22 protein-coding genes are annotated in these 22,227 nt (G+C 72.6%); 11 read left to right on the forward strand and 11 right to left on the reverse strand.

Annotation, left to right across the window (positions count from 1 at the left end; translation table 11 throughout):
* Positions 1–10: 10 nt before the first annotated feature.
* The 3 genes from AAH979_RS04095 to AAH979_RS04105 are packed head-to-tail and all read left to right on the forward strand — an operon-like array spanning position 11 to position 4,130.
* Positions 11–970 carry an ABC transporter permease gene (locus AAH979_RS04095; protein ID WP_346256644.1) on the forward strand — a complete coding sequence of 320 codons (960 nt, stop codon included), beginning with the start codon at positions 11–13 and terminating at the stop codon, positions 968–970.
* 5 nt (positions 971–975) lie between these two features.
* Positions 976–1,890, forward strand: coding sequence for an ABC transporter permease (locus AAH979_RS04100; RefSeq protein ID WP_346256852.1), 915 nt, complete (start codon positions 976–978; stop codon positions 1,888–1,890).
* A gap of 14 nt (positions 1,891–1,904) precedes the next feature.
* Positions 1,905–4,130: an ABC transporter ATP-binding protein gene (locus AAH979_RS04105; protein WP_346256645.1), complete on the forward strand. Its 2,226-nt coding sequence runs from the start codon at positions 1,905–1,907 to the stop codon at positions 4,128–4,130.
* A 116-nt stretch (positions 4,131–4,246) separates the two neighbouring features.
* On the opposite strand, the gene AAH979_RS04110 is transcribed toward AAH979_RS04105, so the two are convergent.
* Complete coding sequence (locus AAH979_RS04110; protein ID WP_346256646.1) at positions 4,247–4,756, reverse strand: hypothetical protein; 510 nt, start codon at positions 4,754–4,756, stop codon at positions 4,247–4,249.
* Positions 4,757–5,064: 308 nt separating this feature from the next.
* Here AAH979_RS04110 and AAH979_RS04115 point away from each other — a divergent pair, with 308 nt between their 5' ends.
* Positions 5,065–5,451, forward strand: a complete 387-nt coding sequence (locus AAH979_RS04115) for a VOC family protein (protein WP_346256647.1) — start codon at positions 5,065–5,067, stop codon at positions 5,449–5,451.
* A gap of 81 nt (positions 5,452–5,532) precedes the next feature.
* Here the strand turns inward: AAH979_RS04115 and AAH979_RS04120 are convergent, their stop codons facing one another.
* The 4 genes from AAH979_RS04120 to AAH979_RS04135 form a co-directional block, all read right to left on the reverse strand.
* On the reverse strand, positions 5,533–6,213 hold the full coding sequence (locus AAH979_RS04120) for a TMEM175 family protein (RefSeq protein WP_346256648.1): 681 nt from the start codon (positions 6,211–6,213) through the stop codon (positions 5,533–5,535).
* Between the two features lie 159 nt (positions 6,214–6,372).
* Positions 6,373–7,356: a hypothetical protein gene (locus AAH979_RS04125; RefSeq protein WP_346256649.1), complete on the reverse strand. Its 984-nt coding sequence runs from the start codon at positions 7,354–7,356 to the stop codon at positions 6,373–6,375.
* Entirely contained in the window at positions 7,353–8,258 is a 906-nt protein-coding gene (locus AAH979_RS04130; RefSeq protein ID WP_346256650.1) for an ABC transporter ATP-binding protein, read from the reverse strand. Before AAH979_RS04130 ends, AAH979_RS04125 begins: the two co-directional genes overlap by 4 nt.
* Positions 8,255–8,644 (reverse strand): GntR family transcriptional regulator, encoded by a 390-nt coding sequence (locus AAH979_RS04135; protein WP_346256651.1) that lies wholly within the window; start codon positions 8,642–8,644, stop codon positions 8,255–8,257. Before AAH979_RS04135 ends, AAH979_RS04130 begins: the two co-directional genes overlap by 4 nt.
* Before the next feature lie 233 nt (positions 8,645–8,877).
* Between AAH979_RS04135 and AAH979_RS04140 the strand changes: the two genes are divergently transcribed.
* On the forward strand, positions 8,878–11,766 hold the full coding sequence (locus AAH979_RS04140; RefSeq protein WP_346256652.1) for a BTAD domain-containing putative transcriptional regulator: 2,889 nt from the start codon (positions 8,878–8,880) through the stop codon (positions 11,764–11,766).
* 169 nt (positions 11,767–11,935) lie between these two features.
* Here AAH979_RS04140 and AAH979_RS04145 read toward each other — a convergent pair whose 3' ends face one another.
* Positions 11,936–12,436 carry a PhoD-like phosphatase N-terminal domain-containing protein gene (locus AAH979_RS04145; protein WP_346256653.1) on the reverse strand — a complete coding sequence of 167 codons (501 nt, stop codon included), beginning with the start codon at positions 12,434–12,436 and terminating at the stop codon, positions 11,936–11,938.
* Positions 12,437–12,704: 268 nt separating this feature from the next.
* On the opposite strand from AAH979_RS04145, the gene msrB reads away from it, so the two are divergent.
* The gene (msrB, locus tag AAH979_RS04150) at positions 12,705–13,166 is read left to right on the forward strand and encodes a peptide-methionine (R)-S-oxide reductase MsrB (protein ID WP_346256654.1); all 462 of its coding nucleotides are present in this window, start codon (positions 12,705–12,707) and stop codon (positions 13,164–13,166) included.
* Positions 13,167–13,176: 10 nt separating this feature from the next.
* On the opposite strand, the gene AAH979_RS04155 is transcribed toward msrB, so the two are convergent.
* From AAH979_RS04155 to AAH979_RS04175, 5 genes are all read right to left on the reverse strand, one after another.
* A complete protein-coding gene (locus AAH979_RS04155) occupies positions 13,177–13,746 on the reverse strand; it encodes a S1 RNA-binding domain-containing protein (protein ID WP_346256655.1) in 570 nt (189 codons plus the stop codon).
* Positions 13,747–13,792: 46 nt separating this feature from the next.
* A complete protein-coding gene (locus AAH979_RS04160; protein ID WP_346256656.1) occupies positions 13,793–14,911 on the reverse strand; it encodes a hypothetical protein in 1,119 nt (372 codons plus the stop codon).
* A 77-nt stretch (positions 14,912–14,988) separates the two neighbouring features.
* Positions 14,989–16,122, reverse strand: coding sequence for an alpha/beta fold hydrolase (locus AAH979_RS04165; protein WP_346256657.1), 1,134 nt, complete (start codon positions 16,120–16,122; stop codon positions 14,989–14,991).
* Between the two features lie 25 nt (positions 16,123–16,147).
* On the reverse strand, positions 16,148–16,738 hold the full coding sequence (locus AAH979_RS04170; protein ID WP_346256658.1) for a TetR/AcrR family transcriptional regulator: 591 nt from the start codon (positions 16,736–16,738) through the stop codon (positions 16,148–16,150).
* Entirely contained in the window at positions 16,735–16,932 is a 198-nt protein-coding gene (locus AAH979_RS04175) for a hypothetical protein (protein WP_346256659.1), read from the reverse strand. Before AAH979_RS04175 ends, AAH979_RS04170 begins: the two co-directional genes overlap by 4 nt.
* Before the next feature lie 568 nt (positions 16,933–17,500).
* On the opposite strand from AAH979_RS04175, the gene AAH979_RS04180 reads away from it, so the two are divergent.
* The 5 genes from AAH979_RS04180 (at position 17,501) to AAH979_RS04200 (ending at position 22,227) form a co-directional block, all read left to right on the forward strand.
* Positions 17,501–18,010 (forward strand): flavin reductase family protein, encoded by a 510-nt coding sequence (locus AAH979_RS04180; protein WP_346256660.1) that lies wholly within the window; start codon positions 17,501–17,503, stop codon positions 18,008–18,010.
* 161 nt (positions 18,011–18,171) lie between these two features.
* Complete coding sequence (locus tag AAH979_RS04185; RefSeq protein ID WP_346256661.1) at positions 18,172–19,263, forward strand: ABC transporter substrate-binding protein; 1,092 nt, start codon at positions 18,172–18,174, stop codon at positions 19,261–19,263.
* Positions 19,260–20,132 carry an ABC transporter permease gene (locus AAH979_RS04190; protein ID WP_346256662.1) on the forward strand — a complete coding sequence of 291 codons (873 nt, stop codon included), beginning with the start codon at positions 19,260–19,262 and terminating at the stop codon, positions 20,130–20,132. The genes AAH979_RS04185 and AAH979_RS04190 overlap by 4 nt, the downstream gene beginning before the upstream one ends.
* Positions 20,108–20,878, forward strand: coding sequence for an ABC transporter ATP-binding protein (locus AAH979_RS04195; protein WP_346256663.1), 771 nt, complete (start codon positions 20,108–20,110; stop codon positions 20,876–20,878). The genes AAH979_RS04190 and AAH979_RS04195 overlap by 25 nt, the downstream gene beginning before the upstream one ends.
* A complete protein-coding gene (locus AAH979_RS04200; RefSeq protein WP_346256664.1) occupies positions 20,875–22,227 on the forward strand; it encodes an LLM class flavin-dependent oxidoreductase in 1,353 nt (450 codons plus the stop codon). Before AAH979_RS04195 ends, AAH979_RS04200 begins: the two co-directional genes overlap by 4 nt.

Consider the following 22,227-nt stretch of genomic DNA (forward strand, 5'->3'; position numbering starts at 1 on the left):
GGATCCGCCCGTGGTCCGGTACCTCGTCACGCGCCTGGGCCAGGCTCTCATCGTCGTCGTACTCGTCACTGTGATCGCGTTCGTTCTGCTGCACCTGCTCCCCGGCGGCGCCGCCCGGGCGACGCTGGGCAAGGAGGCGACGCTGGAGCAGTTGGCGGCCTTCAACCACGAGATGGGCTACGACCGGCCCTGGATCCAGCAGTACGGCATGTACGTACAGCGCCTGCTGCACGGCGACCTCGGCTACTCGTTCCAGCTCAACCAGTCGGTCACCGAGGCGGTCAGCCAGCGGCTGCCCAAGACCATGGTGCTGTCGCTGCTCTCCACCCTGCTGGCGATCGTGCTGGCCATCCCGCTCGGGGTGATCCAGGCGGTACGCCGCAACCGCTGGCCGGACTACACCATCACCTCGCTGTCGCTGCTGGCGTACGCCACCCCGATCTTCTTCATGGGCCTGATGCTGATCATCGGATTCTCGCAGCTCTGGCCGATCCTGCCGCCGGAGGCGCCGCAGGGCTTCACCGTCGGCGAGGTGCTGGCCGACCCGGCCGGGCTGGTGTTGCCCACCGTCACTTTGGCGATCGTCACCATCGCGGTCTACTCGCGCTACGTCCGCTCCTCGATGGTCGACAACCTCAACGAGAACTACGTCCGGACGGCCCGCAGCAAGGGTCTCTCCGAGCGGCGGGTGGTGCTGCGGCACACCCTGCGCAACGGACTCTTCCCGGTCATCACCCTGCTCGGCATGTACCTGCCGGCGCTGTTCAGCGGGGCCCTGGTGGTGGAGTCGCTGTTCAACTTCCCCGGCATGGGGCACCTGTTCTGGCAGGCGGCGCTCAAGCGTGACTTCCCGATCCTGCTCGGGGTCACCCTGATCATCTCGGTGGCGACGGTGCTCGGCGCGCTGATCGCCGACCTGCTCTACGCCGCGGTGGACCCGCGGGTACGACTCCGGGGGAGCACCTCGTGACCACCCTGACCGAGCTGTCCGCCACCGGCCCGGTACGCGCACCGCAACCGGCCGCCCCCGACGACGCCCCGGTACGCGGCCTGTGGCGGCAGGGAGTCGCGGTCTTCTGCGAGAACCGGCTGGCCCTGGTCGGCCTCGGCCTGTTCGTGCTGCTCGCCGGGGTCTGCTTCCTCGGGCCGCTCTTCTACCACACCGACCAGGTGCACACCGACCTCACGCAGGTACACCTGGCGCCCGGCGCCGGGCACCCGCTCGGCACCGACGGGGTCGGCTACGACCAACTCGGCCGGTTGATGCTCGGCGGCCAGACCTCGATCGTGGTCGGGCTGGCGGCGGGGATCCTCGCCACCTTCCTCGGCACGGTCTGGGGTGCGGTCGCCGGTTTCGCCGGCGGCTGGGTGGACGCCGCCATGATGCGGGTGGTCGACGCGATGATGTCGATCCCGTCGCTCTTCCTCTTCATGCTGCTGGCCGCGATCGTCACGCCGAGCGTGCCGATGCTGATCCTCATCATCGGCGCCTTCGCCTGGCTCGGCCCGGCCCGGCTGGTCCGGGGCGAGGCGCTGAGCCTGCGCTCCCGGGAGTACGTCCAGGCGATGCGGGCGATGGGCGGCACCGGCGGCCGTGCGGTACGCCGGCACATCGTGCCGAACGCCATCGGCACGGTGATCGTGAACGCGACCTTCCAGGTTGCCGACGCGATCCTCTACGTCGCCTACCTGTCCTTCCTCGGCCTCGGTGTCCCGCCGCCGGCCGCGAACTGGGGCGGGATGCTCTCCGACGGGCTCGCGGACACCTACAGCGGCCACTGGTGGCTGCTGTATCCGCCCGGAATCGCCATCATCCTCATCGTGCTCGCCTTCAACTTCATGGGCGACGGGCTGAGGGACGCCTTCGAGGTCCGCCTCCGGCGCCGGTAGGGGGAGTTGGGGAAATGAGCGCACCGATCAACTCGACCGCCGGGACCGGGCAGGTGTCCGGCCGGTCCGGATCGCTGCTGGAACTGCGGCACCTGCGTACCGACATCGCGCTGCGACGCGGCACGGTGCACGCCCTGGACGACGTCAGCCTGGAGGTCCGGCCGGGGGAGACCCTCGGCATCGTGGGCGAGTCGGGCAGCGGCAAGACGATGACCGCGCTGTCGGTGATGGGCCTGCTGCCGTCGGGTGGCGAGGTGGTCGGCGGAGAGATCCTCTTCGAGGGCCGCGACCTGCGGTCGCTGCCACCGGAGGAGGTACGCCGGATCCGTGGCGTCCGGATGGGCATGGTCTTCCAGGACCCGTTGACCTCGCTGAACCCGACGATGCGGATCGGCACCCAGGTCGCCGAACCGCTGCGGGTGCACCAGGGGGTCGGCAAGGCGCAGGCCCGGGAGCAGGCGATCGACATCCTCCGCCGGGTCGGGATGCCCCGCCCGGACAAGGTGGTCGACAACTATCCGCACGAACTCTCCGGCGGGATGCGGCAGCGGGTCGCCATCGCGATGGCGCTGGTCTGCTCGCCCCGGCTGCTGATCGCGGACGAGCCGACGACCGCGCTCGACGTGACCACCCAGCGGCAGATCCTCGAACTCATCGACGACCTGCGGGAAGAGTTCGGGATGGCGGTCGTGCTGGTCACCCACGACCTGGGCGTGATCGCCGGCCGGGCCGACCGGGTCGCGGTGATGTACGCCGGCCGGGTGGTCGAGACCGCCAGCACCGGCGAACTGTTCCGGTCGCCCCGGCACCGCTACACCGAGGCGCTGATGGAGGCGCTGCCGGAGTCGGCGACCCGGGAGCCGAACGGCCGGCTCTACAGCATCCCCGGGCTGCCGCCGGACCTGTCCCGGCCGCTGACCGGCTGCCGGTTCGCGCCCCGCTGCCGGTACGCGACCGACGACTGCCGGAGCAGCGAGGTCGCCCTGACCGCCGGGCCGCACCAGTACGCCTGCCTGCACCCGGTGACCGTGTCGTCAGCCCCGGCGCCCGGGTCGCCCGCTGCCGCCACCGCCGGGACGCCGACCGCCGTCAGCCCCGCGACGCCGCCGAACGCCGGCCCTGGCGAGGCGGGTACGTCGGCCGTGGCGGCCGAGCCCCGGACGGGTGCACCGGCACCGGCGCCGCGTCCGGCCGGGCCGGCCGGGACAACGGAGTCCCGGTCGGCAGCACCGGCACCGATCCTGTCGATCCGCGAGCTGGTCAAGGACTACCCGGCGAACGGTGGCGGGCTGTTCCGCCGCGCCGCCGGGCGGGTGAGCGCGGTCGCCGGGGTGTCACTGGACGTCCAGCCGGGCGAGACGTTCGGGCTGGTCGGCGAGTCCGGGTGCGGCAAGTCGACCGTGGGCCGCCTGGTGGTCGGGCTGGAGCGGCCGACCGCCGGGCAGGTCGTGCTGGACGGTACCGACATCGCGAGCCTGGACCGGCGGGAACGCCGCCGGATGCACCGGCAGGTCCAGTTGATGTTCCAGGACAGCTACGCGGCGATGAACCCGCGGATGCGGGTCGACGCCATCCTCGCCGAGCCGCTGGAGATCCAGCAGGTGGGCGACGGGGCGGCCCGGCGGGCCCGGATCGCCACCCTGCTCGACCAGGTGGGGCTCTCCCGACGGGTGCTGGAACGCTATCCGCACGAGTTCTCCGGTGGCCAGTTGCAGCGGATCGGGCTGGCCCGGTCGCTGGCCCTGCAACCCCGGCTGATCGTCGGGGACGAGCCGGTCAGCGCGCTGGACGTGTCGATCCAGGCGCAGGTGCTCAACCTGATGCGGGACCTGCAACGCGAACTCGGCCTGGCGTACGTCTTCATCAGCCATGACCTCTCCGTCGTCGACTACATGTCGGACCGGATCGGGGTGATGTACCTGGGCAAGCTGGTCGAGGTCGGTCCGGCGCACAGCGTGGTCCGGTCCGCCCGGCACCCGTACACCCAGGCGCTGATCGACGCGGTCCCGTCCGCCAGCCCCGATGCCGCCGCGGACCGGGGGAGCATGAGGATCCAGGGTGAGCTGCCGAGCGCGGTCAACCCGCCCACCGGATGCCGGTTCCGCACCCGCTGCCCGATCGCGGCCGAGATCTGCCGGACGGAACCGCCGTTGACCGGCGGCGTTCACCAGGTGGCGTGCCACTTCCCGCTGCGCCCGGAGTCGAGCGCGGCGACCGCCGGGGCGGGCGCGGCCGGATAGCGAGCCACCCCGAGCTGGTCGGCGTGGCCGGGTCGGCGGTGCCCGGACCGCCGGACTCCGACCCGGACCCGGTCACCCGTGGCCGGGTCGGGGCGGCCGGACCGCCCGGCGGTCGGTCAGGCGGTCGGGAAGCCGTACCGGGCGGCGTGCTCGGGGTCGGCGGGGTCGATCTGCCGGATCCCCTCGTCGGCGAGTCGCTTGTTGACCTCGTCGAGGTGGTCCCGCACCAACCGCGCCTCCTCCTCGGTGACCCGGCCCCGGTGCGGCTTGCCGGCGTGCTCCCGGGTGGCGTAGTCGACCCGTTCCCGGCTCGCCTTTGCCGGGCGTACCCGTTCGGCGGTCCGCAGCAGTTGGGCCATTGGCACGTCGGTGGCGAGCGCGTCGAACTCGCTGGCGGTGAGCACGACCCGGCGGGGAGCGTCACCCGGCTGACCGTCGTGGATCTCCACCACCGCGACGTCGAGCGCCGCGTCGTCGATGCTCTCGACCTCGGTCGGCTCGGCTTCCAACTGCACCGGCCCGGCGACCAGGTCGGGGTGGTCCAGCACCACGATCCGGACCACCTCGTCGGCGGACTGGACCACCTTGCCACTCAAGTCGGAGACGTGAACCGTCCGCTTACCCATGCCTGCGATATCTCCTGTCCGGGCGGGGCCGCCTGACGCCAGCTCCTCGGCGGGCGACGGCCAGCAACAGAAATTACCCGACAGGTGTGCGAACCGCCCGGTGGGGGCCAGGGTGTGTCCCGGTACCTACATCTCCTGACTGTCCCGCTTCATCCCCTCCCGTCGCAACCGGCACCACCACCGCCCGCGCTGCCTGCCCAAGGCCGGTGCGGACGGTCCGTCGTCGCCCGCGCCCGGCCTCGCGGGAATATCCGTACTCCGTACGGTGTACAATGTAAGGAGTTAGTTCGACCGTCCGGGAGCCGCTCGTGAAAATCACCTCCTCCGCCGTCTCGCTGAACGTGGCGGACGTCGCCGCCTCCAGCAGTTTCCTCGTCACGCACTTCGGGTTCCGCGAGGCGATGGCCGCTGACGGCTTCGCGTCGCTGACCAGGGACGACGCCGGGATGAACGTCATCTTCCTGCGCCAGGGCCTGCCGTCGCTGCCGGCCGACCAGCGCGACGACCACGCGCGTGGCCTGATCCTGGCCTTCGTCGTCGACGACCTGGAGGGCGAACTCGCCCGCCTCCAGGCCGAGGGCGTGACCATCACCATGCCGCTCACCGTCGAGGAGTGGGGCGAGCGGGCCTTCCAGGTGCGCGACCCCAACGGCGTCATCGTCCAGTTGGTCGACTGGAACGGACCCAGCCAGTAGACCCGAGCCGCCCCGCCGTGGCCCGCCGACAGGTGCCGGCGGGCCACCGCGTCCTCGGCGGCTCGCCCGTCGGATCGACGGTCAGCTTCCGGTTCCGCCTCGGCTGCGGCCGGCGGGGACGAGACGCGAGCTGTACAGGCCGGCACTGGTGACGCCGTAGAACGGAGGCAGGATGATGAAGATCACTAGCCCGGCCAGCGGTGTGACCAGGCCACCGAGGAGACCACCCACGGCGTACAGCAGCACCCCGATCAGCGCCCGAAGTCGTTCGCTGGGGAAGAACCGCTCGTCGACCCCGTCGACCAGTAGGTCCCGGTGCCTGGCCAGGTAGTGGAAGAACGCCAGCCAACTCGCGCAGAGCAGCGCGCCGACCAGCGCGTAGAGGGCGGTGGCGACGCGCTGGTCGGCGACGTCGTGTTCCTGTAGCGCCCGGGAGAGCACGGCGGTCGGAAACGGCAGCAGTGCGGTGCTGAACAGGACGAGCAGGTTCATCCAGTGCAGTCCCCGGTCAGCCTGCCGGATCCGGCTGAACGTGGCCTTGTGGTTCAACCAGACGACGGCGATGTACAGGTACGACGCCACGTACGCCGCATAGCTGGGCCACTGGTCCAGCAGCCCGGACAGCAGTTGGCCCGGCTCGACCTCCGGCACCCGCAGGTCCAGCACCAGCAGGGTGATGACGATCGCGAGGACGGCATCGCTGAAGCCCTCGGCACGGACGGTGTCCGTCCGTGCCACGATGTCGTCGGTTGGCCCACCCACGGCGATCGGCTACCCAGGAGCGGTATCGGTAATCGCCGCCGCAGCACCTCGTCCGTCCCGGCATCCCGGGCCGGCTCGGGTTGAACCGGCGGAGATGGACTTCGGGTGCCCTGCCCGGCGGCCGGTCCGGGCGGGACCGGCCGCCGACCCCGAGGCGCGTCAGTTGAGACCGCGCGGGATCCGCCAGAAGGCGAATCCGGCCAACAGCGCGGCGAGCGCCAGGTACATTCCCAGCTCCAGCCACTGGAAGGTCCAGTACCGGTCGGCGGGTTGGTACGACAGGACCATGTGGAAGTTCTTCGACTCGACGCACGCCATGTGCACCTCCGGCGAGGTGTGCGGGCAGTTCTCGAACTGCTCCTGGCTCGCCGGCTTGCCGGAGGCGTCGAACAGCTGCGGGTTGCCGGTCAGCACCCAGGCGCCCGGTACGGCGTACCCCTCGGTCCGGACAGCGCCCGACGGGTTGAGGCTCAGGCCCCTGGCGCCGGCGGCGGTCCAGGCGACCGTCTCGGTGACGGCCGGTTGCAGGTGCGGGCGGACCAGGGTGGGCATCAGGATCTGCAGCAGGACGAACCCGGCGAGCAGGATGGCCATCGCGGGGAGGGTCCGGCGGATCAGCAACCCGACGGTGATCCCGGCGACGACCGCGAACGCGGCGTAGCCGAGCGGGGCGATGTTGCGGGTGGGGAAGTACAGGGGGTCGAACCGGCCCTCGAACAGCTTGTCGTACGGGCTGGCCGCCCAGGTCAGCAACAGGCTCAGCACGCCGGTGACGACCACTCCGGCCAGGGTGACGAGACCGAGTTTGACGGCCAGCCAGCGGGTGCGGGTGACGCTCTGGTTCCACACCAGCCGGTGGGTGCCGGTCTCGAACTCCCGGGCGAGCAGCGGCGCACCCCAGAATGCCCCGAGGATGCCGGGGATCAGCACGACCAGAAAGCCGGTCAGCAGCAGGGGCGTGAAGTAGGCGTTCTCGAAGAGGTCCTTGGCCGTCTCGGCGTTGCACCCGGCGCAGTCGACGTTCGCCTCGTAGGCGTTGCGGATGCGCAACCCGAGCACGACCAGGTAGGTCGCGAGCGCGGCCAGTACCGCGACGGCGACCACCGCCTGGCCGCGGAACTGACGCCAGGTCAGCCAGATCATCGGGAGACCTCCAGGGGCTGCACGGTGTTGGGGGTGCCGGCGGGTTCGGTGGCCCGGCCCAGGTAGGCGAGGACCATCTCCTCCAGGTCGAGGTGCTCCGCGGCGGGCAGGCGGTCGGGCAAGGTACCGGTGGCGTCGCGGACGATCAGCGTGGTCTGCCGGGCGGTGTGGGTCGCCTGGACGACCTCGACCCCCGGGGGTGGCGGATCGAGGTCGCCGCGCGCCGCGACCAGCCGGTAGTGGGTGGCGAGCAACTCCTCCACGTCGCCGACGAGCTGGACCCGGGAGGCAGCCAGCACGACCAGGTGGTCGCAGACCCGTTCCAGGTCACCGAGCAGGTGTGAGGAGAGCAGGACGCTGACCTCCAGTTCGGCGACGAACTCCATCAGGCTCTGCAGGAACGCCCGCCGGGCGAGCGGGTCGAGGGCGGCCACCGGCTCGTCGAAGATCATCAATTGCGGCCGTTTGGCGGCGGCGAGCGTCAGGGCGAGTTGGGCGCGCTGGCCGCCGGAGAGCCGCCCGGCCTTCTGCGTCGGGTCGAGGCCGACCTGGCTGACCCGCTGCTGTGCCAGCCGGTCGTCCCAGCCCGGGTTCAGCCGGGCGCCCAGCCGCAGGTGGTCACCGACGGTCAGGCCAGGGTAGACGGGGGTGTCCTGGGCGACGAAACCGACCTTGGCCAGTTGCGCCGCGTTCGCGGCGGGCCGGGAGCCGAGCACCTGGATGGTGCCGGCCGTCGGCGCGATCATGCCCGAGGCGAGGTTGAGCAGTGTGGACTTGCCGGCGCCGTTGGGGCCGACCAGGCCGACCACCCGCCCGGCGGGGATGCTCAGGGTCACGTCCGTGAGTGCCTGGCGCCGGCCGTAGCGCTTGCCGAGTGCGTCGGTCCGCAGGACCGGGGTCATGGGGTCACCTCTGTTGCCTTCCGGAATGTGGTCATGAAGAGGGCTTCGATGCTGTCCGCGTCCAGGCCCGCGCGCTGCGCCCTGGACAGCCACGCGACCAGCTCCGCGCGGAGCGATTCGTGCGCGGCGAGGGAGTCGTCGGTCAGCGTCCGGGTCACGAACGTCCCCACCCCCGGGCGGGGTGAGACCAGACCCTGGTGCTCCAGCTCCCGGTAGGCCTTCAGGACCGTGTTCGGGTTGATCGCCAACCGCGCCACGACCTCCTTGACCGTCGGGAGCTGGTCACCGGCGGAGAGCAGGCCGAGCCGCAGCGCCTGCTGGACCTGCTGGACCAGCTGGAGATACGGAGCGAGGCCCGAGCGGGTGTCCAGGTGGAAGTCGATCACTGCTACCTCTATTTATCTAGTCTCCTAGCACTATAGAGGTACAGCACTGACAGTTGTCAAGGACGGTCGACCGGGTCGGCGCGGCGCCGGGCCGGTGGTCGGGCGTACGTCCGGAAACCGCCGTTGGTCCGATAGGCACATCAACCGACGCTGATCTAAGTTCTACGGCAGTTGGCCGCCGCACCCGGATCGTCCTGCGCGCGGCGGCGGTGGACGGACGGCGGGGGGCGCTCGTGCGGATTCAGCTGCTCGGTCCGGTGCGGGCCTGGCGCGACGGCGAACCGCTCGACCTGGGGCCCGCCGCCCGCCGGGTGGTGCTGGGCCTGCTGGCGCTGGCCGGCGGCAAGCCGCTGCTGCGCGGCGAACTCATGAGCGGGCTCTGGTACGACCGGGAACCGCCGACCAGCGCGGCGAACGTCATCCAGACCCACGTCAAGCACCTGCGCCGGCTGCTGGAGCCGGAGCGGCGCCCCCGGGACCAGGGCACCGTGTTGCGGCTGGTCGGCGACGGCTACGCGCTGCACCTGCCCGACGCCGGGCTGGACGTCACGCGGTTCCGGCATCGGATCGACGCGGCCGCGACCGCGCAGCGGCGCGGGCAGCTCGACGCGGCGGCGGAACTGCTCGGCGAGGCACTGGCGCTGTGGCACGGTCCACCGCTGGCTGACATCCCCACCCTGGCGAGCCACCCGAAGGTGGTCGCGCTCGCCGGCGAGCGGCAGGCGGCACTCGGCCGGTACGGCGAGGTGATGATCGCCGCCGGTCGGGCCGCCGAGGGGTTGCCGATCCTGGCGGAGGCGGCGGTGGCCGCGCCGCTGGACGAGGCGGCGCACGCCCGGCTGATCCGGGCGTACCACGCGGCCGGGCGGCGGGGGCAGGCGTTCGCCGCGTACCACGAGGTGCGCCGGCGGCTCGCCGACGACCTCGGCGTGGCCCCCGGGCCGGCGCTGGCGGCCGCACACACCGCGTTGCTGCACGACGAGGAGCCGACCGCCCGCCCGACCGGACCGGAGACCGTGACCGTCGGGGCGGCCCGGGGCGCGCCCAAGCCGGCGCAGCTTCCGGCGGACCTGGCGGAGTTCACCGGCCGGACGGCCGAGCTGTCCCGGCTCGACGGGCTGCTGGACCGGGCGACCCGGCCGCCCGGACCGGCGGCGACCGTGATCGCCGTGGTCTCCGGCACGGCCGGCGTCGGCAAGACCAGCCTGGCGGTGCACTGGGCGCACCAGGTGGCGCACCGGTTTCCCGACGGCCAGCTCTACGTCAACCTGCGCGGCTTCGACCCGGCCGGCCCGGCGGTGGACCCGGCCGAGGCGGTGCGGCAGTTCCTCGACGCGCTCGGAGTGCCCGCCGAGCGGATCCCGACCGACCTCGACGCGCAGGCCGCGCTCTACCGAAGCCAGATGTTCCACCGGCGGATGCTGGTACTGCTGGACAATGCCCGGGACGCCGCCCAGCTTCGCCCGCTGCTGCCCGGCGGCCCCGGCTGCCTGGTCGTGATCACCAGCCGGGCCCGGCTGGCGGACCTGGTGGCGATCGAGGGTGCCGGGCCGGTGCCGGTGGACCCGCTGCCGGCCCGGGAGGCCCGGGAACTGCTGCTGCGGCGGATCGGCGGGCACCGGGCCGGCGACGAGCCGCAGGCGGTGGCCGACATCCTGGCCCGGTGTGCCGGGCTGCCGCTGGCGCTGGCGATCGTGGCCGCCCGGCTCGCCACCAGCCGGGACCTCGCCCTGACCGACCTGGCCGGCCAGCTACGCCGGGGCGCCGACCGGCTCGACGCGTTGAGCACCGGCGACCCGACCACCGACCTGCGGGCGGTCTTCTCCTGGTCGTACCGGTCGCTCAGTCCCGCCGCGGCGCGACTGTTCCGGCTGCTCGGCCTGCATCCCGGGCCGGACCTCTCGGCCGCCGCCGCAGCCAGTCTCGCCGGCCGGCCGCCGGCCGAGACCCGGGAGACGCTGGCCGAGCTGACCCGCGCGAACCTGGTCGGGCAGCGGTCGGCCGGCCGGTACGCCCCGCACGACCTGCTGCGGGCGTACGCGGCAGAAGTGGCCGAGCGGTTCGACTCGGAGCGGCGGCGGTGGGCCGCCGTCGACCGGCTACTCGACCACTACGTGTACAGCGCGGACGCCGCCGACGGGCTGTTGCGGACCGAGCCGAGCCCTCTTCCGCTCGGCCGGTCGCGCCCCGGAGTCACCCCGGAGCGTCCCGCCGACCACCAGCGGGCGCTGGACTGGTTCGCCGCCGAACGCGTCGTGCTGCTGGCCCTCCTCGAACACGCCGCCAGCACCGGACGCGACATGCAGACGTGGCAGCTCGGCTGGGCGCTGGGCACCTACCTGGACCGAAGCAGCCACTGGTACGACCTGGTCGGTACCCAGCGCGCCGCGGTGGCCGCCGCCCGCCGGCTGGCCGAACCGGCAGCCCAGGCGGTCGCGCACCGGTTCCTCGCCCGCGCCTACACCCGGCTGGCCCGTCTCGACGACGCGGACGCCCAGCTCCGCAACGCCCTGGAGCTGTACGGCCGCTCCGGTGACCGGGTAGGGCAGGGCCACACGCACCTGAACCTGTCGCTGATGTGGGAGCGGCGGGGCCAGCTCCCCGAGGCGCTCGACCACGCCCGGCGGGCGCTCGGGCTGTTCCAGGCCGCCGGTAACCGGCACGGGGAGGCGCGGGCGCGCAACGCGGTCGGCTGGTACCACACCCTGCTGGAGGACCACGTCTCGGCGCTGGCCTACTGCGAGCAGGCCCTCGTCCAGCTCCAGGAACTCGACGACCGCAACGGCCAGGCCAACACCTGGGAGAGTCTGGGGCGGGCGCACCACCATCTCGGCCACCGGTCGCGGTCGCTGCGCTGCTACGACCACGCGCTGCGGCTCTACCGGGCGCTCGGCGACCGCCACCTGGAGGGCATCACGCTGTCGCACGTCGGCGACACCCATCACGCCTTCGGAGACCTGCGCGCCGCCGGGGACGTCTGGCGGGAGGCGTTGGAGGTGCTTGGCGAGGTCGACCACATCGAGGCGGGGAAGGTGCGTACCAAGCTCGCCGCGCTCGACCACCCGGGCCAGGTGGTCGGGACCGGGGTCGGCGCCGACGGCTCCGCGTCCCGCCGGTGGTGAGGGAGGGTCGGGTCAGAAGCTGGCCGGCAGCCCGAACGCCGCGAACAGGTGCGCGTCGAACGCGGTGATCTCGGCGATGAGCTGGTCCGGCACCCGCAGCACGAGAGGCCGGAGGGCGGGGCCGACAATCGACCGACCCGGCCCTCGGCCGGTCCCGCTACTCCTCCGGTCAGCGCGGCGCCGGCAGCGTCGTCGTCCATAGTGCACGGCCGTCCTGGTCCCGCAGGTGTACGGTCAGCGCCCCGGTCGGGCCGTCGATCGCCGCCTCGCCGAAGTGCTGGAATCCCTCGGCCGGCGAGGTGTTCGCCCGGGGCGGGGCGTGCACGAAGACCGCCCGGGGCCCGAACGTGCCGTCCAGGGTGTTCGGCCCGAACGCGCCGCGGACCCGGCGGGCCCCGCGCAGGTCGGGACGGCGGCCGACCTCAAGGTGCAGCCGTCCGGCCCGGTCCGCCCGGGTCCACACCACGGCGGAGTGCGCGGTCGCGTCGCCGCTCTGCACCCCGTGGGTCAGCACCGGGCGTCCGCCGGGCCGCCAGCCGGGCGCGCCGGACCGCGCCGCCCGGTCGGGGGCGGCGGTCGCGGCGGCGCCGCCGAGCAGCGCGCCGCTGGCGAGTCCGGCTCCGGCGGTCAGGCCGGCGCGGAGCAGGGTACGCCGATCAAGTGCGGTCATCGGTCCTCCGAATCTGGGTGGAAACTCCGATCGGACCGAGGTCTACCGACCGGATGTTGCCTGACCACCCGGCTTCGGTGACCAGCGCCTCAACCGCACGCGAACGGCTGCCCCGGCGGCCGGACCCGCACGGCGGGGGCGCGGGGGTTTCCGGTGCCGGCGGCCGGGTAGGGAACTGCGGCTCTGCCGCCCGCGCGACCAGCGCCTTCCGGCGGTGGCACAGTGCCCGGCGCACCCGTGGCGGGCAGGATCCGGGCAAGGAGGACCCGTGGCGTCGAAGGAGTACCGCAAGGACCCGGAGGCCGTTTCCCGGCTGTCCCAGCAGCAGTACCACGTCACCCAGGAGAGCGGGACGGAACCGCCGTTCCGGAACGCCTACTGGGACACCAAGGAGCCCGGCATCTACGTCGACGTCGTCTCCGGCGAGCCGCTGTTCGCCTCGATCGACAAGTACGACAGCGGTACCGGGTGGCCGAGCTTCACCGCGCCGATCGAACCGGCGAACGTGGTGGCGATCGACGACACGAGTCTCGGGATGGTCCGTACCGAGGTGCGGTCGGCGCACGGGGACAGCCACCTCGGCCACCTCTTCGACGACGGCCCACGGGAGCGGGGCGGGATGCGGTACTGCATGAACTCCGCCGCGCTGCGCTTCGTCCCGCTGGCCGACCTCGAACGCGAGGGCTACGGCGAGTACCGCCGACTCTTCGAGGGCGCGGACGGAAGCTGACCTGCCGTGGTCAGCGGGTCGTCGGCTGAGCCTGTCGTCGGGAGAGGGCGAGCCTGCGTCGCTCTCGGTCGACTTCGATGACGACGACCGTGACCTCGTCGCCGACCTGGACGACATCCGACGGGGCTTCCACGGGCGTCCACGCGAGTTCCGGGATGGGAACCAGTCCCTCGATTCCGTCGGCGACCTCGACGAAGGCGCCGATCGGGACCAGCTTGGTGACCCGTCCATGCAGTTTCCGGCCCACCACAGTGCCGTCGGCGAATATCTGGAAGGGGTCCGGTTGCGTCGCCCGCAAGGACAGTCTGGCCTCCAGATTCCATGTGTCGAACTGGAGGAACTCACCCGAGACGCGCTGTCCGACCTGCACGACTTCGGAGGCTGACCGGAAGGGCCGCCAGGACAACTCGGCGAACGAGATGAACCCGACGCCGGGGAAGACGGGGTGGTCGGGGCCGTCGTCCAGCGCCACGAACACGCCGAACCGCTCGATCGCTGCGACGGTGCCGGACGGGAGCTCGCCGCGGTGCAGTGATTCCAGGAACGACCAGAGTTCGGGGTTCTCAGCCGGCCCGTCCATACTGCCCAGCCTGTCACGCCAACCCGCGAACCTGTTCGCGGCAGCACTATCGACCTTGGCGGGACGGCCGGCGGCGGGCCCGCCAGATGGCGAATCCGCCGACCGCCACCAGGACCAGCAGCGTCACCGCCACCGCACCGACGAAGGCGCCGGTGACGTCCTGGCTCGATTCCGCTGCCCGGTCCCGATCGAATGGCCTGTTGTCGGGAGTGGCGTGGGTGCTGGGCGAGGGGGAGGGCGTCGGCTCCCGATCCGCGCTCGGATAGCGCAACAGCACCGGGTCGGCGGCGGACTCGCCGTCCGCCTTCTCCGAGAGCGTCAGCAGTGCCGTCCCGTCCGGGGCGTACGTGACCGTCTCACCCTGTGGCTCGTCGGGCAGCGGTACGACCCGGGGCGTCCCCCCGGTGACGGCGCGGACCACGTCGCCGTCGGTGACGTCGAACTCCAGGGCGTCGGCGTAGGTGCGCAGGACCACCCGGCGGCCGTCTGGGGCGACCGCGCCGCCGGTGACGAGTTGCCGCCCGAAGATCGAGAACGGATTGCTGGTGCTGCTCCTCGGCAGGGTGAACTGGCCGGCCTTGCGCAGCGGAGTGGTCTGCCCGGCCCGTAGCGCCCGGGCCGGGGTGTAGAGACCGGGCGTACCGGAGTCCTTGGTGACGATGATCGGGGTGCCGTCGCCGGAGAGCAGCAGCGCCTCCGCGTCGTGTGCGCCGTCCGGATAGCTGACCCGGTGCAGCACCGGCGACTGGGCACCCGGGGCCAGTTTCCAGAGCGCGACGGTCTCGCGTACCCGGTCGTTGTCGCCGATGTCGCCGATCCAGATGGTGCCGTCCGGGGCCCGGGTCAGGTCCTCGGTGTCCCGGGGTGGGGACGGATAGCGGACGGAGCGGGTGACCGCGCAGTCCCGGTCGAGGAAGAAAATCCGCCGCCGGTTCTCCACATCGGAGCTGTCGTTGACCACCACGTAGCCGTCCTCGGTGGCGGCCAGCCCGGAGACCTCGGGTAGCCGCTTGTCGTCGACGGTGCAGACCGGGGTGCCGGCGGCGGCGCGGATGCCGGCCGCCACCTGCCCGGGTGGTGGCCCGGCAGCGGCGGGCCGGCCGGCCGCGCCACCGACCGGAAGGACCAGCACCGCCGCCGCCACGAGGGTCACCAGGCGCCGCATCCGGCAAGTGTGGCACGGGGTTTCACGTTTCGAGCCGGGTACCCGGCGGGGTCAGCCCATCGCGGTACCGTCGCCTGTCATGTCGCCTCCTGCGGTACCGGAGCCGCCCTCTCCGGTGGTACCGGAAGCGGGTCTTCCTGCGATGCCGGACGCACCTCGCCGGTGCCGCGCAGCGGGCGCCCGCCGGCAGGGCCGGTGACTGTCGCGCCGTTCCGGGCCCCACCAGGGGCCGTGGTGATGGCGGTGCCACGGCGGGGCCGGGCGTGCGGCCCGGTCCCGGTCCCGGACTCGCGGACGAAGTCGACCGCCCGGCGTACGACCTCGGGGTCGGCCAGGATGCGTCCGTGCCCGAGCCCGTGGGTGCGGTGCAGCCGGCCCGGCCAGGCGGTGGCCATGGTGGCGCCGTCGGCCGGGTACACCTCCCGGTCGCTGCGGTCCTGCACGACCAGCAGCGGCGGCAGCTCGCCGGCCCGGTCGGCTCGTGTTCCCAGGTCGTAGTCGGTGATCGGCCGGCCGACCAGCGACTCCATCGCCGCGATGAGCCGGTCACCGACCACCGGGCCGATGCCGAGGGTCCGCCGGAACGCCTGGATGTAGGGGAGGGGGTCGGCCATCGGGGCGATCATCACCAGCCGGCGCACCGGCAGCCCGTCGAGGACGGCGAGCCCGGTCGCGCTGGCGCCGAGCGAGTGGGCGATCACGGCGTGCGCCGGGCCGTGGGCCCGGACGACCGCCGTCAGCGCGTCGGCGAACTCGCTGAGCGTGGCGCGGTGCGGGCCGAGCACGCCCGGTCCGGACCGGCCGTGACTGAGCGCGTCCCAGGCGACCACCCGGTAGCCGGCCGCCACCAGCGTGGGGACGAATCCATGCAGTTGGCTGGCGGAGCCGCCCCAGCCGTGCGCCAGGTAGACGAAGGGGCCGCTGCCCCAGGCCCGACCGGTGACCGTACCGCCGTTGACCTCGACGGTGAACGGGGCGCCGTCGTACGGGCCGGTGAAGGTCGTGGCGCCGCTCGGCCCGGCCGGCACGGTGGGTGCGGCGGTGCGCCGGCGGGGCGGGGTGCACCAGAGTCGCAACGCGAGCCGGCCGCCGGCCGCCGGCGCCAGGTGTTCGAGGGTACGGAAGACGACTCGCAACCCGCCGGTCGTGGCGGCGCGGCGAATGGAACGAACGATCGTGCTTTTTTTGCGCCGGACGTGTGGACTGGTCATGACGGCTCCTCGGGTTGTGGTGCGCTCAGTCGGACTTCGGTCGTGCCGCGTCCAGCAGGGCCTCGAAGGCCTGCCGGGTCCAGGTCTCGGTGCGCGGATCGTTCAACAGGCGGCGCGCGTGGAAGGCGCCGAGCATGACGCTGTGCAGGTCGTGGGCGAACCGCTCGGGATCGGCGGCCTCGTCGAACTGGCCCTCGGCGATCCCGGTCCGGAAGATCTGCGCGATGACGTCGGAAAGGTCCCTGTGGTCGGCGACCAGTTGGTCCCGGACCGGGCCCGGCTGGTCGTCGAACTCGGTGGAGGCCGAGACGAAGAGGCAGGCGGCGGCGACGTTGACGCTCTCCACCCAGTTCTCGAAGAGGGCTCGCATCCGGGCCTCGCCCCGGGGGGCGCGCAGTGCCGGGCGTACCACCTCGGCGGTGAAGGCGTCCTTGGCGTAGCCGAGCACCTGGAGGTGCAGCGCCTCCTTGGAACGGAAGTGTGCGAACAGGCCGCTCTTGGACATGTCCAGCCGGGCGGCGAGTGAGCCGATCGTGAGGCCGCCGAGACCGAGCCGGCTGGCGACCTCGGTCGCCTCCGCCAGCACCGCCTGCCGGGTGGCCGCACCCTTGCTCACCCGGCATTGATAGCACGGTCGTTCGCATCCTGCCAAGGGTGCGCGCCGGTACGGTGCACCGGCACCGCGCCGGGGAGTTCGGCGAGGAGGTCACTGTCGTAGTGGGCGGCCACTCCGACGGTGGAGAAGTCGGAGGTCACCAACTGTCGCCGGCCTCTCCGGCCGGCCGGACCGCCGTCGTCCACCGACCTCATATAGCTGAAACCCCATCGACTTAGTGGGTTGTTGTCGAGGCTCCGTCACCGCCGGCATCGCGGATGTGAACTAGCCATTTAGCTGCTGTTACGCGGGAAGATGAACGGCGACGGCCGATGTGTTGTGCCCGCCGTGTGCCTCGTAGGCGGCTCCGTACCGGCTACTTCTCATAGTCTGGAACGGCGTTGACCGGGTCCGAGCGGCCCCGCAGGATGGATCACATGCAGCGGCGATACGTACTCCTCCTCATCAGCCGCCTGCACATCGATCTGGCGCGTCACGCCAGCGCAGGCTGTCCCCGCTGACCTCGACCGTCCCGGCCCTCCGCCGGCCGCGTCGGTTCGCGCTCGGCTACGCCGCGACCTTCGCCCCGCGGGGGCGGGCGCTCGCCGCCCGCTGAACCCGCCACACGTCATCCCGCCGCACACCGTCGTGCGGGCGACCTCGCCTTCCTGATCCATTCCACCGAGACCGGCGCTCCCTCCTCCGTGACGGGCCGCGCCGGCGATGGTCGCTGCCCACCTGCCGTCGAACGGCGGCAGCTTCCGGCCGGTTAGGAGAGACGTCATGACCGTCACCGATGTCACCTCGCTCGACACCCCGATCGACGCGCCGCGGTTCCGGGCGCTGCTGCGCCGGCAGGCCGCTTCGGTGACCGTGGTGACCGCTGCCGGGGAACCGCCGGTCGGCTTCACCGCGACCTCGTTCACCTCGGTCTCGCTGCACCCGCCGCTGGTCTCCTTCTGCCTGGCCCGGACGTCGTCGAGTTGGCCGACCGTGGCCCGCACCGGGCACGTCGCCGTACACCTGCTCGCGCAGGGGCAGCACGAGGTGGCCCGTACGTTCGCGACCAGCGGCATCGACCGGTTCGCCCAGCACCCCGGGTGGCGACCCGGCCCGTACGGGGTGCCACTGCTGGACGGGCCGGTGGCCTGGCTGGTGTGCCGGGTCGTCGAACGCGTCGTCGCCGGTGACCACGCGATCGTGCTGGCCGAGCCGCTCGCCGGTGAACACACCGAGGACGGCGAGGCGCCGCTGCTCTACCACATGGGTCGGTACGCCTCGCTCGCCGCCTGAACACTGAACCTTTTTCAACTTCCCCTTGCGGTCCGTCGGACCGCAGCGTCGGACGCGGTGCGTGCGCGCCGCGCGGTTCAGGTTGAAAAAGGTTCACTCCGTCACTTCCCTCCGATCCAGTCCGCCGGCCCCCTTCGGGGCCCGTCGCGCAGGAGTCCGCCATGTCACCTCCGCCCCATCCCGCCTCTGCCCGCTCCGGGCCGCCGGTGCTCCGTCGGCGTACCCTCCTCGGCGCCGCCCTCGGGGTGGCAGCGGCCGGACTCGCCGGCTGTGCCGGCGACGACGCACCCACGGTCCGGCTGGCCTTCGACGCGCCACTGCCGGCCGAGGTACCAGGCGGCACGGTGCTGCGGGTCGGCGACAAGGAGATCCAGAAGGCGATCGAATTCTCCGGCGAGGCGGAGCGGTTCAGCTTCGAGGTCTCCTGGGCGAACATCAGCGGCGGTCCGGAGACCCTGGAGGCGTTCCGCGCCGGCGCGCTCGACCTCGGCTCGGTCGCCGACATCCCACCGATCCACGCCGCCTGGACCGGTCTGCCCACCCGGATCGTCGCCGCCAAATTCCGGCAGGACCCGGTCAACCACCCGATCTACCAGCTCGGCATCGCCCCCGGTGCCGGCGTCGGCGGCCTCGCCGACCTGCGCGGCAAGCGGATCGCCTACAGCCCCGGGCAGGCGCAGGGTGCGCTGGTGCTGCGGGTGCTGCACCGGGCCGGACTGGCCAAGGACGACGTCAAGCTGGTGGAACTGGCCAGCACCGGTGACGTGTACCCGACCGCGCTGGCCAGCCGCCAGGTCGACGTGGCGCCGATCGGCGGCATCAACATCAAGCGCTACCTGGCCAAGTACGCCCACGACGGCGGCACCACCATCTCGCACGGTCTGCGCGACGACCCCGGCCACCTCTACGCGCCCGACCGGGTCCTCCAGGATCCCGCGAAGGCGGCGGCGATCCGCGAGTACGTGCAGCGCTGGGCGCGGGCCTGGGTGTGGATCGAGCAGAACCCGGACGAGTGGATCGAGCGGTACTACGTCAAGGACCAGGGTCTGTCCCGTGCGGACGGCCGGTGGTTGGTCGACAACGCCGGAGTGCCGGACATCCCGGCCGACTGGTCCGAGGTGATCGCCCGGCACCAGCAGACCATCGACCTGCTCGCCAAGGAGACCGGCAACAAGCCGCTAGACGCGGCCGACCTCTACGACCGGCGGTACGAGCCGCTCGGCGCGGCCGCGTTCCGGGAGGGAGTGAAGTGACGACCCAGGTTGATCCGCTGACCGCCCGGCCGACCCCGGTGCCGGCTCGGGAGCCGGTGACCCCCGCCGTACGGCATCGGGACGCCCGCCGTCGACGCCGGCTCGGCCCGGGCCGGCCGATCCCGTTCGGCGCGGCGGTCGGGCCGCTGCTGCTGCTCGCGGCCTGGACGCTCGGCTCGCTGACCGGCCTGCTCGACGAGCGGACCCTGTCGGCGCCGTGGACGGTGGTGACCACCACCGGCGACCTGATCGTCAGCGGGCGACTCCAGGAGAGCCTGCTGATCTCCACGCAGCGGGCCGGGCTCGGCCTGGCCTTCGGGGTGCTGATCGGCACCGTGCTGGCCCTGGCCGCCGGGCTGAGCCGGTGGGGCGAGGCGGTCATCGACGGGCCGGTGCAGATCAAGCGGGCGATCCCCGCGCTGGCGCTGCTGCCGCTGCTCATCCTCTGGCTCGGCATCGACGAGCGGATGAAGGTCGTCACCATCGTGCTCGGCGTCTTCGTGCCGGTCTACATCCACACCCACAACGGGCTGCGCAGCATCGATCAGCGCTACGTGGAACTGGCCGAGTCGCTGCGGCTGAGTCCCGTCCAGTTCGTCCGCCGGGTGGTGCTGCCGGGCGCGCTGCCCGGCTTCCTGCTCGGCCTGCGGTTCGCGGTGGTCTCCGCCTGGCTCGCCCTGGTGGTGGTCGAGCAGATCAACTCGACCAGCGGGATCGGCTACCTGATGGAGCTGGCCCGGCAGTACGGCCAGACCGATGTCATCATCGTCGGCCTGGTGCTCTACGGCATCCTCGGACTGCTCTCCGACGGCGCCGTCCGGCTCGTGCAGAGGAGGGCACTGTCATGGCGACGCACCCTGGCGGACTGACCGTCGACACCGCCGCCGAGGCCGGCACCGGGCCGGTGGTCCGGGTGCGGGGCCTGACCCGGCGCTTCGGCGGGCGTACCGTGCTCGACGGGCTCGACCTGGAGATCGGCGAGAACGAGTTCGTCGCCCTGCTCGGCCGCAGCGGCTCGGGCAAGAGCACCCTGCTGCGGGCGCTGGCCGGGCTCGACCCGGACGTGGCCGGGGAGGGGCTGGTCGACGTACCGGGGAACTCCTCGGTGATCTTCCAGGACGCCCGGCTGCTGCCCTGGCAGCGGGTACTGGCCAACGTCGTACTCGGGTCGACCGGTGCGGCGGCGTACCGGCGCGGCCAGGAGCGGCTCGCCGAGGTCGGGCTGGCCGGTCGGGAGCGGGCCTGGCCCAACCAGCTCTCCGGCGGCGAGCAGCAGCGGGTCGCGCTGGCCCGGGCACTGGTGGGCGAGCCGAGACTGCTGCTCGCCGACGAGCCGTTCGGCGCGCTGGACGCGCTGACCCGGATCCGGATGCACGGCCTGCTCCGCGAGCTGTGCGAGCGGCACCGGCCGGCGGTACTGCTGGTCACCCACGACGTGGACGAGGCGGTCGCGCTCGCCGACCGGGTGCTGGTGTTGGAGGAGGGCCGGATCACCGTGGACACCCCGATCGAACTGCCGGCGCCGCGCCAGCACCGGCATCCGGGCTTCCTGGAACACCGTGAGCGGCTGCTCGCCGCGCTCGGCGTCAGGCAGACCGAGGAGGCCCCACGATGAGCCGGCGACCGGGCACCCTGCACCTGAACGCGTTCCTGATGGGGGTCGGGCACCACGAGGCGGCCTGGCGGCTGCCGGAGAGTGATCCGTTCGCGCACACCGACGTCCGGCACTTCCAGGAACTGGCCCGGATCGCCGAGCGCGGCACGCTCGACTCGCTCTTCCTGGCCGACAGCCCGGTGCTCTGGAACGACGTCGGCCGCCGGCCGTCCGGGGCGCTGGAGCCGACCGTGCTGCTCACCGCGCTGGCCGGGGTGACCGAGCACATCGGACTGATCGCCACCGCGTCCACGACCTACAACGAGCCGTTCAACCTGGCCCGGCGGTTCGCCTCGGTGGACCACGTCAGCGGCGGCCGGGCCGGCTGGAACATCGTCACCACCGCCGGCGCGGACGCGGCCCGCAACTTCAACCTCGACGAACTACCCGCCCACCGCGAGCGGTACGAGCGGGCCGCCGAGTTCATCGAGGTGTCGCGCAAGCTCTGGGACAGCTGGGCCGACGACGCGGCGCTCGGCGACAAGGCGGCCGGGGTCTGGGGCGACCAGGACCGGATCTTCCCGCCCCGGCACGCCGGGCGCTTCTTCAAGGTGGCCGGGGCGCTCAACGTGCCGCGTCCGCCGCAGGGCTACCCGCTGCTGGTGCAGGCCGGGTCCTCCACCGACGGTAAGGAGCTGGCCGCCCGGTATGCGGAGGCGGTCTTCACCGCCCAGCAGACCCTGACCGAGGCCCAGGCGTTCTACACCGACCTGAAGGCCCGGACCCGGGCGCTGGGCCGGGACCCGGACGGGATCAGGATCCTGCCCGGCATCGTGCCGGTGCTCGGCGGCACCGAGGCGGAGGCGCACGCCCTCGCCGACGAGCTGGACCGGCTGATCGTCCCGGAGTACGCCAAGCGGCAGCTCGGCATCATGCTCGGCATCTCCCCGGACGACCTGCACCTGGACCGGGAGCTGCCGGCCGACCTGCCCGACGAGGAGCAGATCGAGGGGGCGAAGAGCCGGCGTACCCTGATCGTCGCGCTGGCCCGGCGGGAGCGGCTGACCGTACGCCAGCTCATCGGCCGGCTCGGCGGCGGTCGCGGGCACCGCACCTTTGCCGGTACGCCGGAGCAGGTCGCCGAGGCGATCGAGGACTGGTGGGACAACGGGGCCGCCGACGGCTTCAACGTGATGCCGCCGGTGCTCCCCTCCGGGCTGGCCGCCTTCGTCGAGGAGGTGGTGCCGATCCTGCGACGGCGCGGGCTGTTCCGCACCGAGTACACCGGTCGTACTCTGCGGGACAACTACGGCCTGCCCCGCCCGGCCAACCAGTTCCGCGCCGACGCCCTCGCGACGTCCGCCTCCTAG

It is taken from the genome of Plantactinospora sp. ZYX-F-223 (assembly GCF_039649625.1).
Taxonomy (GTDB): Bacteria; Actinomycetota; Actinomycetes; order Mycobacteriales; family Micromonosporaceae; genus Plantactinospora.